This is a genomic window from Pseudomonas lurida, assembly GCF_002563895.1.
Lineage (GTDB): Bacteria > Pseudomonadota > Gammaproteobacteria > Pseudomonadales > Pseudomonadaceae > Aquipseudomonas > Aquipseudomonas lurida.
Genome location: NZ_PDJB01000001.1, coordinates 500,950 through 516,085, shown reverse-complemented (window position 1 = coordinate 516,085; position 15,136 = coordinate 500,950). Strand labels below are relative to the sequence as shown.

General features: G+C 64.3%; 16 protein-coding genes. All 16 read left to right on the top strand.

Annotation, left to right across the window (positions count from 1 at the left end):
* Position 1 precedes the first annotated feature (1 nt).
* The 16 genes from ATH90_RS02305 to ATH90_RS02230 are packed head-to-tail and all read left to right on the top strand — an operon-like array spanning position 2 to position 15,127.
* Entirely contained in the window at positions 2–256 is a 255-nt protein-coding gene (locus tag ATH90_RS02305) for an acyl carrier protein (protein WP_034105855.1), read from the top strand.
* Positions 253–798: a COG4648 family protein gene (locus ATH90_RS02300; protein ID WP_098465632.1), complete on the top strand. Its 546-nt coding sequence runs from the start codon at positions 253–255 to the stop codon at positions 796–798. Before ATH90_RS02305 ends, ATH90_RS02300 begins: the two co-directional genes overlap by 4 nt.
* A complete protein-coding gene (locus tag ATH90_RS02295; protein ID WP_098465631.1) occupies positions 795–2,465 on the top strand; it encodes an acyl-CoA synthetase family protein in 1,671 nt (556 codons plus the stop codon). The genes ATH90_RS02300 and ATH90_RS02295 overlap by 4 nt, the downstream gene beginning before the upstream one ends.
* Positions 2,458–3,192, top strand: a complete 735-nt coding sequence (locus tag ATH90_RS02290) for a glycosyltransferase family 2 protein (RefSeq protein WP_069021345.1) — start codon at positions 2,458–2,460, stop codon at positions 3,190–3,192. The genes ATH90_RS02295 and ATH90_RS02290 overlap by 8 nt, the downstream gene beginning before the upstream one ends.
* Positions 3,189–4,124: an LpxL/LpxP family acyltransferase gene (locus ATH90_RS02285; protein WP_098465630.1), complete on the top strand. Its 936-nt coding sequence runs from the start codon at positions 3,189–3,191 to the stop codon at positions 4,122–4,124. Before ATH90_RS02290 ends, ATH90_RS02285 begins: the two co-directional genes overlap by 4 nt.
* Positions 4,108–5,649: an HAL/PAL/TAL family ammonia-lyase gene (locus tag ATH90_RS02280; RefSeq protein ID WP_034105865.1), complete on the top strand. Its 1,542-nt coding sequence runs from the start codon at positions 4,108–4,110 to the stop codon at positions 5,647–5,649. Before ATH90_RS02285 ends, ATH90_RS02280 begins: the two co-directional genes overlap by 17 nt.
* Positions 5,642–6,067 (top strand): acyl-CoA thioesterase, encoded by a 426-nt coding sequence (locus tag ATH90_RS02275; protein WP_069021350.1) that lies wholly within the window; start codon positions 5,642–5,644, stop codon positions 6,065–6,067. The genes ATH90_RS02280 and ATH90_RS02275 overlap by 8 nt, the downstream gene beginning before the upstream one ends.
* The gene (locus tag ATH90_RS02270; RefSeq protein ID WP_098465629.1) at positions 6,064–6,762 is read left to right on the top strand and encodes an outer membrane lipoprotein carrier protein LolA; all 699 of its coding nucleotides are present in this window, start codon (positions 6,064–6,066) and stop codon (positions 6,760–6,762) included. Before ATH90_RS02275 ends, ATH90_RS02270 begins: the two co-directional genes overlap by 4 nt.
* The gene (locus tag ATH90_RS02265) at positions 6,752–9,064 is read left to right on the top strand and encodes an MMPL family transporter (protein WP_098465628.1); all 2,313 of its coding nucleotides are present in this window, start codon (positions 6,752–6,754) and stop codon (positions 9,062–9,064) included. Before ATH90_RS02270 ends, ATH90_RS02265 begins: the two co-directional genes overlap by 11 nt.
* A gap of 33 nt (positions 9,065–9,097) precedes the next feature.
* Positions 9,098–10,345, top strand: a complete 1,248-nt coding sequence (locus ATH90_RS02260) for an NAD(P)/FAD-dependent oxidoreductase (RefSeq protein WP_098465627.1) — start codon at positions 9,098–9,100, stop codon at positions 10,343–10,345.
* Entirely contained in the window at positions 10,342–11,076 is a 735-nt protein-coding gene (locus ATH90_RS02255; protein ID WP_034105874.1) for a class I SAM-dependent methyltransferase, read from the top strand. Before ATH90_RS02260 ends, ATH90_RS02255 begins: the two co-directional genes overlap by 4 nt.
* Entirely contained in the window at positions 11,073–11,555 is a 483-nt protein-coding gene (locus ATH90_RS02250) for a hypothetical protein (RefSeq protein ID WP_034105876.1), read from the top strand. Before ATH90_RS02255 ends, ATH90_RS02250 begins: the two co-directional genes overlap by 4 nt.
* Positions 11,552–12,718 carry a beta-ketoacyl-[acyl-carrier-protein] synthase family protein gene (locus ATH90_RS02245; RefSeq protein ID WP_034105878.1) on the top strand — a complete coding sequence of 389 codons (1,167 nt, stop codon included), beginning with the start codon at positions 11,552–11,554 and terminating at the stop codon, positions 12,716–12,718. Before ATH90_RS02250 ends, ATH90_RS02245 begins: the two co-directional genes overlap by 4 nt.
* Positions 12,715–13,176 carry a hotdog family protein gene (locus ATH90_RS02240; protein WP_034105880.1) on the top strand — a complete coding sequence of 154 codons (462 nt, stop codon included), beginning with the start codon at positions 12,715–12,717 and terminating at the stop codon, positions 13,174–13,176. Before ATH90_RS02245 ends, ATH90_RS02240 begins: the two co-directional genes overlap by 4 nt.
* Positions 13,173–13,901 (top strand): 3-oxoacyl-ACP reductase FabG, encoded by a 729-nt coding sequence (gene fabG, locus ATH90_RS02235; RefSeq protein ID WP_034105882.1) that lies wholly within the window; start codon positions 13,173–13,175, stop codon positions 13,899–13,901. Before ATH90_RS02240 ends, fabG begins: the two co-directional genes overlap by 4 nt.
* Positions 13,901–15,127, top strand: coding sequence for a beta-ketoacyl-ACP synthase (locus ATH90_RS02230; RefSeq protein ID WP_098465626.1), 1,227 nt, complete (start codon positions 13,901–13,903; stop codon positions 15,125–15,127). The genes fabG and ATH90_RS02230 overlap by 1 nt, the downstream gene beginning before the upstream one ends.
* Positions 15,128–15,136: the final 9 nt, after the last annotated feature.

Below are 15,136 nucleotides of genomic sequence, written 5' to 3'. Positions count from 1 at the left end.
CATGCAAACTCGTGACGAAATTTTCAACACCCTGCGCGACGCCTTGGTAGAACTGTTCGAACTGCCGCCGGAACGCGTCACCCTTGACGCCAATCTGTACCAGGACCTGGAAATCGACAGCATCGATGCGGTCGACTTGATCGACCATATCAAGCGCCAGACCGGCAAGAAGATCGCCGCCGAGGAATTCAAGGCGGTGCGCACGGTGAGCGACGTGGTTGAGGCGGTGTACCGTCTGGTCCAGCCCGCCGCATGAGCCGGCTGATCGGCCTCGGCCTGCTGTTGGCGGGGCTGCTGTACCCCTTTGCGGTGTATTACGGCACCGAGCACTTTGCGCCTTGGCAATTCGGCCTGCTGCTGGGCGGCCTGTGGCTGCTGCGTGCACTGACCGGTGTGCGACGCCCCGGCAGTCGCTGGATGGCGCTGGCGGTGATCGTGTTTTGCCTGCTGCTGGCCTGGTTCGATGAACCCCGCCTGTTGCGCTGGTACCCGAGCCTGGTCAGTGCGTTCATGTTGGCGCTGTTCGGCTTGAGCCTCAAGTACGGCCCGCCGGTGGTCGAGCGCCTGGCACGCATGACTGAGCCCGTGTTGCCGCCTCATGTCATCGTGTATACCCGCCGGGTGACCGTGGTATGGAGCGTGTTTTTTCTGTGTAATGGCCTGCTTGCCGCCGCCCTCACCCTGTGGGCGCCGCTGGGCTGGTGGACGTTGTACAACGGCCTGATCGCCTATGGGCTGATGGGGCTGTTGTTTGCCGTGGAATGGCTGGTACGACAAAGGGTTCGAGGCCGCGTATGAATGGGTTGAAACTTGAGCACTTGCTGCTCGAGCCGCTGGAACAGCGTTGGGTCACCACCGAACCTGCCATGAATCACGCGCAGTTGCGCGAGCAGTCCCTGAGCCTGGCGGCAGGCTTGCAGGCCCGCGGTATCCGGCGCCTGGCCGTGTACCTGGAAGATGCAGGCCTGCTGGCAATCGCGCTACTGGGCGCCTGGCGGGCCGGGGTCAGCGTGCTGCTGCCCGCCGATTTGCAACCTCAGACCCGCCAACGCTGGAATGAAGCCGTCGATGCCTGGCTGACCGAAGCGGCGGACCTGGATGCGCTGTACCAGGCGCCGCTGAGCGCTGCCGCGCTTGATCTGGACACCTGCCAACTGAGCCTGTGCACTTCCGGCTCCAGCGGCGAACCCAAGCGCATCGACAAGACCCTGCGCCAACTGGCCAACGAGGTCGAGGCCCTGGAAACCCTGTGGGGGCCGGACCTCAAGGACGCCTGCATCATTGGCAGCGTCGCCACCCAGCATATCTACGGCCTGCTGTTCCGGGTGCTTTGGCCGCTGTGCGCCGGCCGTACCTTTGTTCGCCAACAGCTGGCCTTCCCCGAAGACTTGCAGCGCGCCAGCCGCGAACACCCGCACTTCGCCTGGGTCGCCAGTCCGGCGTTGCTCAAGCGCATGGGTGACAACCTCGACTGGCCCGCGCTGAGCCAGGTGTCGCGGGTGTTTTCATCCGGCGGCGCACTGCCCGTAGAAGCCGCCGCCAGCCTATACGACCGTTTGCAGCAATGGCCGACAGAGATCCTCGGCAGCTCGGAAACCGGCGGCATTGCCTGGCGCCAAGGCGCACAACCCTGGCAGCCGTTTGCCGATGTGCAACTGAGCCAGGATGCCGAAGGCGCCCTGCGCATCGCCTCGCCTTACCTGCCTGAGGGGCATGTCGAACAAACCGCCGACGCGGCACGCATTCATGCCGATGGCCGTTTCGAGCTGTTGGGCCGCCTGGATCGCATCGTCAAGCTGGAAGAAAAACGCATCTCCCTGCCCATGCTGGAACACGCGCTGATGGCGCACCCGTGGGTCGCGGAAACCCGCCTGGGCGTGGTGCAGGAAAACCGCGCCTCTCTTGGCGCGCTGGTGGTGCTGAGCGACGAGGGCCTGCATGCCCTGCGCAATCAGGGCCGACGCACGCTCACCCAGACCCTGCGCCACCACTTGAGCCAACATTGCGAAGCCTTGGCATTGCCCCGGCGCTGGCGCTTGCTGAGACAGTTGCCCCTGAACAGCCAAGGCAAACTGCCCCAGGCCGACGTCGAGGCGCTGTTGCTGGCAGCCCGGCCGAAGGCGCCGGAAGTGCTGGAGCACGTCGAAGCCGACGGCGAATGGACCTTGCAACTGAGCGTGCCGCCGGACCTGGCGTATTTCAGCGGGCACTTCCCGGTCACGCCGGTGCTGCCGGGGGTGGTGCAGGTGGAATGGGCGTTCAACCTGGGCCAGCAATGGCTCGACCTGCCGCCGACCTTTGCCGGCATGGAAGTGCTCAAGTTCCAGCAACTGGTGCGTCCTGGCGATGCAATCGAACTGCACCTGCGCTTTGATGCGCAACGCGGCAAGTTGTATTTCGCCTATCGCAATGGTGTCGCGGCCTGCTCCAGCGGCCGGATTCAGTTGGTGGCCCAACATGCATAACCCCTGCGCCCTGATTCCGGTCTACAACCACGAAGCCGCCGTCCCGGCCGTGGTCCGCAGCCTGCTGGGCAGTGGCCTGCCTTGCCTGCTGGTCGACGACGGCAGCAGCCCGGCCTGCGCCGCCGTACTCGCGCAATTGGCGACCCTGGACAACGTCACCCTGCTGACCTTGCCGAACAACCAGGGCAAGGGCGGTGCGGTGATGGCCGGGTTCCGAGAGGCCGCACGCCAGGGCTTCAGCCATGCCCTGCAAGTCGACGCCGACGGCCAGCATGACTTGCGCGAAGTCGAGACCTTTATCGACACCTCGCGCAGGCACCCCGACGCCATCATCTGTGGCTACCCCGAATACGATGACAGCGTGCCCAAAGGCCGTTTGTACGCGCGCTACCTGACCCACGTGTGGGTGTGGATCAACACCCTGTCGCTGCAAATCCGCGACTCGATGTGTGGCTTTCGCGTATACCCGCTGGCACCGGTGCTGGCGCTGATGGACTCGGCCTACATCGGCACGCGCATGGATTTCGACTCCGACATACTGGTGCGCCTGGCCTGGCGCAACCAGCCGATGCGCTGGCTGCCGACCCAGGTGCATTACCCGGCAGACGGCTTGTCACACTTTCGCTTGTTCCGCGACAACGTGCGCATCTCGGCCATGCACACCCGGTTGTTCTTCGGCATGCTGGTCCGCGCGCCGATGATCCTGTGGCGACGGTGGCAAGCATGAATGACAGCACCAAGCACTGGGCCGATCGCGAGGAACGCGGCAGCTACTGGCTGATGAAACTCACCGCCTTCGCCGCCAAGGTCCTCGGGCGCCGCGTGTTGAGCCCGGTGCTGTATGGCATCGTGCTGTACTTTTTCCTGTTCGGCCGCACCGCACGCCAGAGTGCCTGGCACTACCAGCAGCGCCTGGCCGACTGGAGCGGGCGCGATGAGCTGCGCCCCACTCACTGGAAAGTCTTCGGCCAGTTCATGGCGTTTGCCGAGTCACTGCTGGACAAACTCGACGTGTGGAACGGCAAGCTGCGCCTGGAACAGATCGAGATCAACGACCCGGCGCAATTGCGCGGGCAACTGCGTGGCGAACGCGGGCAGATGCTGGTGGGCGCGCACCTGGGCAACCTCGAAGTGTGCCGTGCCCTCGCCGAGATCGGTGAACAGGTCACCATGAACGTGCTGGTGCACACCAAGCACGCCGAACAATTCAACCGTCTGCTGGGCGAAGCCGGCGCCACCCACTTGCGCCTGATCCAGGTCAGCGAGCTGGACCCGGCCACCATGCTGCTGCTCAGCCAGCGCCTTGACGACGGCGAGTGGCTGGCCATCGCCGGCGACCGCGTGCCGCTGCATGGCGGGCGTACGGTGCGCGTGGATTTCCTCGGCCATGACGCCGCCTTCCCCCAGGGCCCCTGGTTGCTGGCCGGCTTGCTCAAATGCCCGGTGAACCTGCTGATGTGCCTCAAGCACGAAAGCCGCTATCGCCTGACTATCGAACCGTTCACGCCGCTGATCGAATGGAAACGCAACACCCGCGAGCAGGTCATAGCCCAGTGGACCGCGCGCTATGCCGCACGCCTGGGCCAGTTCTGCCTGGAAGCGCCCCAACAATGGTTCAACTTTTACCCTTTCTGGAAGACCGATGACGACGCATCTTGAGCCGGTAACCTTTGGCGAACGCGCCTTGCGCATCGAAGACGTACTGGCCCTGGCCAACCGCCAGGCGCCGACCCAATTGCAGGGCGACGCCGCCTATCGCCAGCGTATTGCCAAGGGCGCCCAGTTCCTCGACTCGCTGCTGGACAAGGAAGGCGTGATCTACGGCGTGACCACCGGCTACGGCGACTCCTGCGTAGTAGCGGTGCCGCTGCAGCACGTCGAGGCCCTGCCGCGCCATCTGTACACCTTCCATGGTTGCGGCCTGGGCAAGTTACTCGATGCCCAGGCCACCCGCGCGGTGCTGGCGGCGCGTTTGCAGTCGCTGTGCCACGGCGTGTCAGGGGTGCGCGTGGAGTTGCTGGAGCGCTTGCAGGCGTTCCTCGAACACGACGTACTGCCGCTGATCCCGGAGGAAGGCTCGGTAGGCGCCAGCGGTGACCTGACGCCACTCTCCTACGTGGCGGCAACCCTGTCCGGCGAACGGGAGGTGATGTTCCGTGGCGAACGCCGCACAGCGGCCGACGTGCACCGTGAACTGAACTGGGAGCCCCTGGTGCTGCGCCCCAAGGAAGCCCTGGCGCTGATGAACGGCACTGCCGTGATGACCGGCCTGGCGTGCCTGGCCTTCGCCCGCGCCGACTACCTGTTGCAACTGGCCACGCGCATCACGGCGATGAACGTGGTGGCGCTGCAAGGCAACCCGGAACACTTCGACGAGCGCCTGTTCGCCGCCAAACCGCACCCCGGGCAGATGCAGGTGGCTGCCTGGCTGCGCAAGGACCTGGCGATCGACGCTCCGACCGCGCCCCTGCATCGCCTGCAGGACCGCTATTCGCTGCGTTGTGCGCCCCACGTCCTCGGCGTGCTGGCTGACAGCCTGAACTGGCTGCGCTCGTTCATCGAGATCGAATTGAACAGCGCCAACGACAACCCGATCATCGACGCCGAGGAAGAGCGCGTACTCCATGGTGGGCACTTCTACGGCGGGCATATCGCCTTCGCCATGGACAGCCTCAAGACCCTGGTCGCCAACGTCGCCGACCTGCTTGACCGCCAACTCGCACTGCTGGTGGACGTGCGTTACAACCACGGCCTGCCGAGCAACCTGTCCGGCGCCCCGGCCGAGCGCGCGATGATCAACCACGGCTTCAAGGCAGTGCAGATCGGCACCAGCGCCTGGACCGCCGAAGCCTTGAAAAACACCATGCCGGCCAGCGTGTTCTCGCGCTCCACCGAGTGCCATAACCAGGACAAGGTCAGCATGGGCACCATCGCCGCTCGTGATGCGATCCGCGTATTGGAGCTGACCGAGCAAGTCGCCGCCGCGACCTTGCTCGCCGCCAACCAGGGTGTGTGGCTGCGGGCCCAGGCCGAGGACGCGCGCCCCTTGCCGCCGGCCCTGGCAGCGATGCACGAAGAATTGGCCAAGGACTTCCCGCCGGTCATCGAAGACCGCGCCCTGGAGGGCGAGCTGCGCCTGTGCCTGCAACGCATCGCCGAGCAACACTGGAGGCTGCATGCGTAGCCAGGGCGTATTCCACAGCGACACTGAAATCCTCGTGCCGTTTTTCGACGTCGACACCATGAACGTCGTATGGCACGGGCATTATGTGAAGTACCTGGAGGTGGCGCGCTGCGCGCTGCTCGACAAGATCGGCCATAACTACACGGCAATGCTCGAATCGGGCTACGCCTGGCCGGTGATCGACATGCAACTGCGCTACGTGCGCGGCGCCGTGTTCGGCCAGACTATCAACGTGCGCGCCAGCCTGGTGGAGTGGGAGAACCGCTTGAAGGTCAACTACCTGATCACCGACCTCGTCAGCGGCGAGCGCCTGACCCGTGCCACCACCGTGCAGGTGGCGGTGGAAATCGCCACTCGCGAAATGCAGCTGGCCTCCCCCAAGATATTCACAGACGCCGTAGAGAGAGCCTTGAAATGAGATCCCCTGTGGGAGCCGGCTCGCCGGCGAAAATCGTCAACGGTAACGCGGGTCGCCTGACACTGCGCGGCGCTCTCAAGTTTTTCGCGGGCAAGTCGAATAGTCGCACCGCCGCTGCCACCTTAATCGGGTTGCTGCTCAGTTTCAGCGCGCATGCCTTCGACTTGCAGCAATTGAGCGACCAGCTTGCAAAACCTTCAGTGATCCACGGCCACTTCACCCAGGAGAAACACCTGCGTGCCCTGCCCCAGCCATTGGTCAGCAAAGGCACCTTCGTACTCGCCAAGGACCATGGCCTGTTGTGGCTGCTGAAAACCCCGCTGCAACAGGACTACCGCATCAGCGCCCAGGGCATTGCCCGGCGTGACGCCAGCGGCTGGCAACTGCTGCCGAACAAGAGCGCCGGCGCCGAACAGAACCGCCTCTTCCTCGCCGTGCTGCAGGGCGACAGCAGTGGCTTGCAGCGTGACTTCGAATTGCAGCTGCAAGGCGAGGACAAGCAATGGAAGTTGACGCTGGTCCCGCGCTCGCTGCTGCTCAAGCAAGTCTTTACCCAGATCAATATCGACGGTGGCGACCTGGTGCAGAACATCGAACTGCTGGAAACGCAGGGCGACAGCACCGTGCTGCGCATGCAGGACAGCACCGCCACCCAGCCCTTGAGCGACGCGGAGCAACACGACTTTGCCCAGTGAACGCCTGCTGCCGCGCCTGTTCCTGATCCTGCTGGTGGCCGTGCTGGCCCTGGCCGGCTGGCAGTGGCGCCACGGCGCGCCCTTGTCGGCCAACCTGATGGAACTGGTGCCGGGCAGCACGCCGGACCCATTGGAACTGCAAGCCGAACAGCGCATGCAAGCACCACTGAACCGCGAGATGCTGGTGCTGGTAGGCCATACCGACCGCCAGCAGGCGCTGGCCGTGGCGCAACAGTTGGGCGAGCGCTGGCAGGCCAGCGGGCTGTTCGAAAAGGTGCAATGGAACCTGCAAGCCGACCTGCCGGCACTGCGTGAGCAATTGCTGCGCGGCCGCCTGGCGATGCTCTCGGCCAAGGACCGCGAACAACTGATCGAACAGCCCGACGCGTTTATCCAGCAGCGCGTACAAGCGCTGTTCGACCCCTTCACCGGGTTCAGCCTGGTGCCGAGCCAGGACGACTGGCTAGGCCTGACCGGACGCATCCAGAACAGCCAGCCGCAGCACGGCTCGGTGCAACTGGATATCGGCAGCGGCGCGTTGATCGCCGATGCCGACGGCAAAAGCTGGGTGCTACTGCGCGCGCGCACCACTGGCAACGCCTTCGACATGAAACTGCCGCTGCAGGTGGCCGACCTGCTCCAGGCCAGCCGCGAGCAGGCCAGCGGGCAAGGTGCACACGTGCTCGCCGCCAGCGGCTTGCTGTACGCCGCGAATGGGCAGCAGCAGGCCACGCGGGAAATCACTTGGGTGGGCGGCGGCGCTACCCTCGGCATCCTGCTGTTGCTGTTGCTGGCGTTCCGACGCTGGCGGGTGCTGCTGGCGTTCGTACCGGTGCTGGTGGGCATGCTGTTCGGGGCGGTGGCCTGTGTGGCGCTGTTCGGCCATATGCATGTAATGACCTTGGTATTAGGTTCCAGCCTGATCGGCGTGGCGGTGGATTACCCGCTGCACTACTTGTCGAAAAGCTGGAGCATGAGCCCATGGCGCAGTTGGCCGGCGTTGCGTTTGACGCTGCCCGGATTGAGCCTGAGCCTGGCCACCAGTTGCATCGGCTACCTGGCGCTGGCCTGGACACCGTTCCCGGCACTGACCCAGATTGCCGTGTTCTCTGCCGCCGGCCTGGTCGGTGCGTACCTGTGCGCGGTGTGCCTGTTGCCGGCGCTGCTCAAAGGCGTCGAACTGCGCCCGGCGCAATGGCCGCTGCGCATCGCTGAATGCCTGTGGCTGGTGCGTGCTTCGTTGCTCAAGCGCGTGCCCAGCCCGGCGCTGCTGGCGTTGCTGCTGCTGTTTTGCGCGGGTGGCCTGTGGCACTTGAACAGCAAAAACGATATCCGCCAATGGATCGGCGCGCCGCCGCAATTACTGCAAGAAGCACAAGCCGTGGCGCGCATTACCGGATTCCAACCCACCAGCCAGTTCTTCCTGGTGCGGGCAGACAACCAGCAACAGCTGTTGGAGCGTCAAAGCGCCCTGGGGCAACGCCTGGATCAGTTGGTGAACATGGACAAACTCCAGGGCTACCTGGCACTCAACCAACTGGTCAGCCTACCCGCCGAGCAACAACAGTTGCGCGATGCCCTCAACCGACTGGCGCAACACTGGCAGCCACTGCTGGACCTCGGCGTGCCCGCCAGCGCCCTGCACGCCGAAGTCGCCCAGTTGCAAGCGTTGCCCACGCAAGATATCGACGCCGCACTGGCAGGCCCACTGGCCGAACCCTGGCGCACGCTGTGGCTTGGCCCGGTGGACGGCGGGGTGGCCGCGATGGTCAGCCTGCAAGGTCTGAACAACCCGGCGCTGCTGCGGGTGCAAGCGTTGGATTTGCCGGGAGTAACACTGGTGGACCGTCTGGGCGACTTGAACCGGGTATTTGCCGACACACAGATCAGCGCCGCCGAATTGAAGTTGATGTCCTGCGTGCTGATCGTGCTGCTGCTGATCCTGCCGTTCGGTTTCGGCGGGGCCTTGCGCATTGTCGCCCTGCCGCTGTTGGCGGCACTGTGCAGCCTGGCCAGCCTCGGCTGGCTGGGCCAACCGCTGACCTTGTTCAGCCTGTTCGGCCTGCTGCTGGTCACGGCCATCAGCGTTGACTACGCAATCTTGATGCGCGAGCAGATCGGCGGCCCTGCAGTCAGCCTCCTGGGCACCTTGTTGGCGGCGCTCACGACCTGGTTGTCGTTTGGCCTTCTGGCGGTGTCCAGCACGCCGGCGGTGAGCAATTTCGGCTTATCGGTCAGCCTGGGCCTGGCATTCAGCTTTATGCTGGCGCCATGGGCCGGGCAACAGAAACACGCCTTATGAATATGATTATCGCCCATGCGGCAAGGAGCCCTCGTGCCTACAGTTGAAATGGAACGTCGCCAGGTGGTGGTGATTGGTGCCGGTCCGTCCGGGGCAATCGCCGCCGCGCTGTTAAAGCGCAAAGGGCATGATGTATTGATCATCGAGCGCCAGCATTTCCCGCGATTCTCGATTGGCGAAAGCCTGCTGTCCCACTGCATCGACTTCATTGAAGAAGCCGGCATGCTGGATGCCGTGCAGACGGCGGGGTTCCAGGTGAAAACCGGTGCCGCGTTCGCCTGGGGCGAGCGCTACAGCGCGTTTGATTTCGGTGACACCTTCAGCAACGGCAAGCCCACCACCTACCAGGTTCAGCGCGGCGAGTTCGACAAGCTGCTGGCGGACCAGGCGGCGCTACAAGGGGTGGATATCCGCTATGGCGAAACCATCATCGGCGTGGATTTCAAGGGCGAGTCCCGCTACCTGCACGTACGCCGCGAGAACGGCAGCGAATACCACCTCAAGGCCAAGTTCGTGCTCGACGCCAGCGGCTACGGCCGCGTGCTGCCGCGCCTGCTGGAGCTGGACGTGCCGTCGGACTTTCCGGTGCGCCAGGCAGTGTTCACCCACGTAGAAGACCGTATCGAACACCCAGGCTTCGACCGCACCAAGATCCTGGTGACCACTCATCCTACCAAGCGCGATATCTGGTTCTGGACCATCCCGTTCAGCAACGGTCGCAGCTCGGTGGGCGTGGTCGCGGCCAAAGAGCATTTCGACGGCCGCGACAGCGATCTCGACGCTTGCCTGCGCGGCTTTATCGATGAAACCCCAAGCCTGTGCGGTGTGCTGCAAAACGCCGTCTGGGATACGCCGGCGCGGACCATCGGCGGCTACGCCGCCAACGTGAAGAGCCTGCACGGGCCAGGCTTTGCGTTGCTGGGCAACGCGGCGGAATTCCTTGATCCGGTATTTTCCTCCGGGGTAACCATCGCCATGCGTTCGGCGAGTATGGCGGCCGGCGTGTTGCATCGTCAGCTCAACGGCGAAACCGTGGACTGGCAAACCGAGTTTGCCGACCCCCTGAAGCGCGGCGTCGACACCTTCCGCTGCTACGTCGAAGGCTGGTATGCCGGCACCTTCCAGGATGTGATCTTCCATCCGGGCAGTTCGCCGGAGATTCGCCGGATGATCAGCTCGATCCTCGCCGGTTATGCGTGGGATGAACGCAACCCGTTTGTGAGCGAGCCCAAGCGACGGTTGCGGATGCTGTCGGAAATCTGTGCAGGGGATGCAGCGTGAGCAGTCAGTACTTGAGTAAAAATTACGTCGAAGAAACCAGGTTCGGCTTATGGTTCCTGCGCAGCCACACCTGGCAACACCGCGTGTTGCGCGTGGCGATCAACGACCTGCGCAGCCTGTTCACCGAGCCCTTGCCAGAAGCGCCGGTGCTGCTGGACGCCGGCTGCGGCCAGGGCAAGTCCTTCACACTGCTGCAGCAGGTGTTTGCCCCCGCACGCCTGATCGGTGTGGACGCCGACCCTCACAGCCTGGAACTGAGCCGTGAAGAAGCGGCGCGCCAGGGCTTGGCCATCGAGCTGGTCGGCAGCGACTGCGCCACCCTGCCAGTGCCGGACGAAAGCGTCGATATCCTGTTCTGCCACCAGACCTTCCACCACCTGGTTGAACAGCATCGCGCGCTCAACGAGTTCTACCGTGTGCTCAAGCCGGGCGGCTATTTGTTGTTCGCCGAATCCACCGAAGCCTACATCGACACCTGGGTGATCCGCTGGCTGTTCCGCCACCCGATGCATGTGCAGAAAAGCGCCGAAGAATACCTGCAGATGCTCCGTGAGCAGGGTTTTGAATTCGGCCCGCAGAACGTCTCGTACCCCTACTTGTGGTGGAGCCGCTCCAGCGACTTCGGCCTGCTCGAACGCTGGGGCCTGCGCAAGGCGCCACCGGTGGGCCAGCGCGAAGAAACCTTGGTCAACTGCGTAGCGCGCAAACCCTTGGCGAGCGCCGCCCCATGATGCGCAAGCTGCTGATGGGTTGCCTGTTGCTGCTGAGCGCCTGCGCCAGCCAGCCGCCACTGCCCGAAAAAGCACCGGCCCTGGCCTTGCCACTGCAACTGCATGTGCAGCGCCTGGCCGACGGTCAGAGCCAGGACTGGCTGCTGGTGATCCAGCGCGAAGGCGGCGGCATTCGCTGGTCGATGATGGACCCGCTGGGCATCCCCCAAGCCCGGCAAAAGCTGGTCAATGGCCAATGGCAGGCCGACGGCTTGCTGCCGCCCAATCCGCAGGCGCGCGAGTTGTTTGCCGCGTTGCTGTTTGCGTTGACCTCGCCGGCTGACGTGCGCGCGCTGTACCCCAGCGCGCAGGCAATGGACTTGACGCGCACCCTGCCGGGCCATTGGCAGATCGTGTATCAATCGTCTGAGGTCTTCAGTGTGAACATCACCGGGCAGCCGTTGAGCTACCGCATCACCCCCCTAGGAGCGGCCCGATGACCGCCTACCTCAACGCCCTGGGCGTGATCTGCGCCCTGGGCCGTGGCCAAGCCGAGGTCAGCCGCAGCCTGTTTGCCGGTGACTGTTCCGGCATGCGTGCCGAAAGCGGCTGGGTGCCGGAACGCGTGTTGCCGGTGGCCGGTGTACAGGGCGAACTGGCAACCATTCCCGTTGAGCTGGGCCAGCAAAGCAGCCGCAATAACCAGTTGTTGCTGGAAGCAGCGTTGCAGATCGAAAGCGAGATCCGCCAGGCGATCCACACTTACGGCGCGTCACGGGTTGGCGTCGTGCTCGGCACCAGCACGTCGGGTATCGACGAAGCCAGCCGTGGCATCGCTCACTTTCTGCGGGAAAACCAGTTCCCTGGCGACTACGACTACCAGCAGCAGGAACTCAGCGCGCCGGCGAACTTCCTCGCCGACTGGTTGCAACTGAGCGGCCCGGCCTATGTGATCTCCACCGCCTGCACCTCCAGCGCCCGCGCGTTGATGAGTGCCCAGCGCCTGCTGGACCTGGGCGTGTGCGATGCCGTGATCTGCGGCGGCGTCGACAGCCTGTGCAAGCTAACGCTTAACGGCTTCAGCTCACTGGAGGCGGTGTCGAACGAGCGCTGCAACCCGTTTTCGGTGAACCGCAACGGCATCAACATCGGCGAAGCGGCCGTGCTGTTCCTGATGAGCAAGGAGGCAGCGCCCATCGCCCTGCTGGGCAGCGGCGCCAGTTGCGATGCGCACCACATCTCAGCGCCCGAACCCACCGGCAAAGGCGCGTTGCAATCCATGCGCAAGGCCCTGGCCAGCGCCAGATTGCAGCCTGCGCAGATCGGTTACCTGAACCTGCACGGTACTGCCACCCAGCATAACGACGCCATGGAAAGCCTGGCTGTCGCCAACCTGTTCCCGCAAGGCGTGGCCTGCTCGTCGACCAAGCCCATGAGCGGCCATACCCTGGGTGCAGCCGGCGCGCTGGAAGCGGCGTTCTGCTGGCTGAGCCTGGTTCACGACCGGGTGCCACCGCATGTGTGGGACGGCCAGGCCGACCCCGCATTGCCCGCCTTGCAATGGGCCACCGCCGGCACCAGCCTGGAAAAGCGCTGCCTGATGAGCAATTCGTTTGCCTTCGGCGGTAACAATGTCAGCCTGATAATCGGAGAGGCCCCATGATCGATTGGCCACTCGCCGAACTGCTGCCCCATGGGGGCGACATGATCCTGATCGACCAGGTGCTGTCGTTCGATGAAGAGCACGTTCATACCCGCACCACCGTCAAGCCTGGCGGCCTGTTCAACCGCCCGGACGGCAGCCTGCCAGCCTGGGTCGGCATCGAGTTGATGGCGCAAAGCGTCGCCGCCTACGCCGGTTGCCACGCGCGCCAGAAAGGTGAAGCCGTGGAGCTCGGCTTCCTGCTCGGCACACGCAAGTTCGAGTGCAACGTGGAGTGCTTCCCGGCAGGCGCCGAGCTGAACATCCATGGCCTGCGCTCCCTGGAAGACGACAACGGCATGGGTGTGTTCGAATGCCACCTGACCGGCACGGGTATCCAGGCCAGCGCCCGCTTGAATGTATTTCGACCGCCCCAGGCGGCCAACTATTTAGAAGAATCGAAGGACGTAACGCCATGACTGAATCCGTACTGGTCACCGGCTCCAGCCGTGGTATCGGCCGCGCCATCGCGCTGCGCCTGGCCCAGGCAGGGCATGACATCGTGCTGCATTGCCGCAACGGCCGTGCCGAAGCGGATGCGGTGCAGGCCGAAGTTGAAGCCCTGGGCCGCAAGGCGCGGGTGCTGCAATTCGATGTGGCGGATCGCGCGTCGTGCAAGCAAATCCTCGAGGCGGATGTGGAGCAACATGGCGCCTATTACGGCGTGGTGCTCAACGCCGGCCTGACCCGTGACGGTGCGTTCCCTGCCTTGTCGGAAGACGATTGGGACGTGGTGATGCGCACCAACCTCGACGGTTTCTATAACGTGCTGCACCCGGTGATGATGCCGATGATTCGTCGTCGCGCGGCCGGGCGTATCGTCTGTATCACCTCGGTTTCCGGGCTGATCGGCAACCGCGGCCAGGTCAACTACAGCGCCTCCAAAGCTGGCCTGATTGGCGCAGCCAAGGCCCTGGCCATCGAGCTGGGCAAGCGCAAGATCACCGTCAACTGCGTGGCCCCCGGCTTGATCGACACGGCGATGCTGGATGAAAACGTGCCGGTGGAAGAATTGATGAAGATGATCCCTGCGCAGCGCATGGGCACACCGGAAGAAGTCGCCGGCGCGGTGAATTTCCTGATGTCGGCCGAGGCTGGCTACATCACGCGCCAGGTGCTGGCCGTGAATGGGGGCCTGTGCTGATGAAACGCGTCGTCGTCACCGGCATGGCCGGCATGACTTCCCTGGGCAGCGATTGGGACACCATCGCCGCCAACTTCCGCGCCAACCGCAGCGGTATCCGGCGCATGGACGAGTGGGACCGCTTCACCGAATTGAACACACGCCTGGCCGGGCCGATCGACGACTTTGTCGTGCCCCACCACTGGACACGCAAGCAGCTGCGCAGCATGGGCAGGGTCTCGCGCCTGGCGGTCTGGGCAGCGGAGCAGGCGTTGCAGGACGCGGGCTTGCTCGGCGACGAGTCGATCAAGGACGGGCGCATGGGCGTGGCGTGTGGCTCGTCCACCGGCAGCACCGACGAGATCAAGGCATTCGGCAACATGCTGCTGAACTCGGTCGCAGAGGGGCTGAATGCCAACTCCTACGTGCGCATGATGCCGCACACCACGGCGGCGAATATCAGCATCTTCTTTGGCCTGACCGGTCGGCTGATCCCCACCTCCAGCGCCTGTACCAGCGGCAGCCAGGGCATCGGCTATGCGTATGAGGCGATCAAGTTCGGGCGCCTGCCGTTGATGCTCGCCGGTGGGGCCGAAGAGCTCTGCCCCACCGAAGCGATGGTGTTCGACGCGCTCTACGCCACCAGCCTGAAGAACGACGCCCCGCAAACCAGCCCACGGCCCTATGACAGCGGCCGCGACGGCCTGGTGATCGGTGAAGGCGGTGGCATGCTGGTGCTCGAAGAGCTGGAACATGCCTTGGCGCGCGGTGCGCATATCCACGCCGAGATCGTCGGCTTTGGCAGCAACGCCGACGGCCAGCACACCACCCGTCCGGAGCAGAAAACCATGCGCCGCGCGATGGAGCTGGCCCTGGAAGACGCCGGGCTGGAGCCCTCGGCGATTGGCTACGTCAACGGTCACGGCACCGCCACCGACCAGGGCGACATCGCCGAAACGCTGGCGACCAGCAGCCTGTTCGGCAGTCGCATGCCTATCAGTTCGCAGAAAAGCTTCCTCGGCCACACCCTGGGCGCCTGCGGCGCTTTGGAATCATGGTTCAGCATCGAGATGATGAACCGCGACCAGTACGTGCACACGTTCAATCTCGACACCGTCGACCCACAGTGTGGCGAACTGGACTATCTGCAGGGTCGCTTTCGCGAGATGCACCACGACTACGTGATGAACAACAACTTCGCCTTTGGCGGCGTCAACACGTCGTTGATCTTTCGTCGCTGGTCCTGACTTTTTAAT

What these genes read in the sequence shown, in the direction of transcription:
- ATH90_RS02295 (WP_098465631.1), top strand. Translation starts at nt 795, where the DNA reads ATGAATGGGTTGAAACTTGAGCACTTGCTGCTCGAGCCGCTGGAACAG.
- ATH90_RS02275 (WP_069021350.1), top strand. Translation starts at nt 5,642, where the DNA reads ATGCGTAGCCAGGGCGTATTCCACAGCGACACTGAAATCCTCGTGCCG.
- ATH90_RS02300 (WP_098465632.1), top strand. Translation starts at nt 253, where the DNA reads ATGAGCCGGCTGATCGGCCTCGGCCTGCTGTTGGCGGGGCTGCTGTAC.
- ATH90_RS02270 (WP_098465629.1), top strand. Translation starts at nt 6,064, where the DNA reads ATGAGATCCCCTGTGGGAGCCGGCTCGCCGGCGAAAATCGTCAACGGT.
- ATH90_RS02250 (WP_034105876.1), top strand. Translation starts at nt 11,073, where the DNA reads ATGATGCGCAAGCTGCTGATGGGTTGCCTGTTGCTGCTGAGCGCCTGC.
- ATH90_RS02305 (WP_034105855.1), top strand. Translation starts at nt 2, where the DNA reads ATGCAAACTCGTGACGAAATTTTCAACACCCTGCGCGACGCCTTGGTA.
- ATH90_RS02240 (WP_034105880.1), top strand. Translation starts at nt 12,715, where the DNA reads ATGATCGATTGGCCACTCGCCGAACTGCTGCCCCATGGGGGCGACATG.
- ATH90_RS02290 (WP_069021345.1), top strand. Translation starts at nt 2,458, where the DNA reads ATGCATAACCCCTGCGCCCTGATTCCGGTCTACAACCACGAAGCCGCC.
- ATH90_RS02280 (WP_034105865.1), top strand. Translation starts at nt 4,108, where the DNA reads ATGACGACGCATCTTGAGCCGGTAACCTTTGGCGAACGCGCCTTGCGC.
- ATH90_RS02285 (WP_098465630.1), top strand. Translation starts at nt 3,189, where the DNA reads ATGAATGACAGCACCAAGCACTGGGCCGATCGCGAGGAACGCGGCAGC.
- ATH90_RS02245 (WP_034105878.1), top strand. Translation starts at nt 11,552, where the DNA reads ATGACCGCCTACCTCAACGCCCTGGGCGTGATCTGCGCCCTGGGCCGT.
- ATH90_RS02230 (WP_098465626.1), top strand. Translation starts at nt 13,901, where the DNA reads ATGAAACGCGTCGTCGTCACCGGCATGGCCGGCATGACTTCCCTGGGC.
- fabG (WP_034105882.1), top strand. Translation starts at nt 13,173, where the DNA reads ATGACTGAATCCGTACTGGTCACCGGCTCCAGCCGTGGTATCGGCCGC.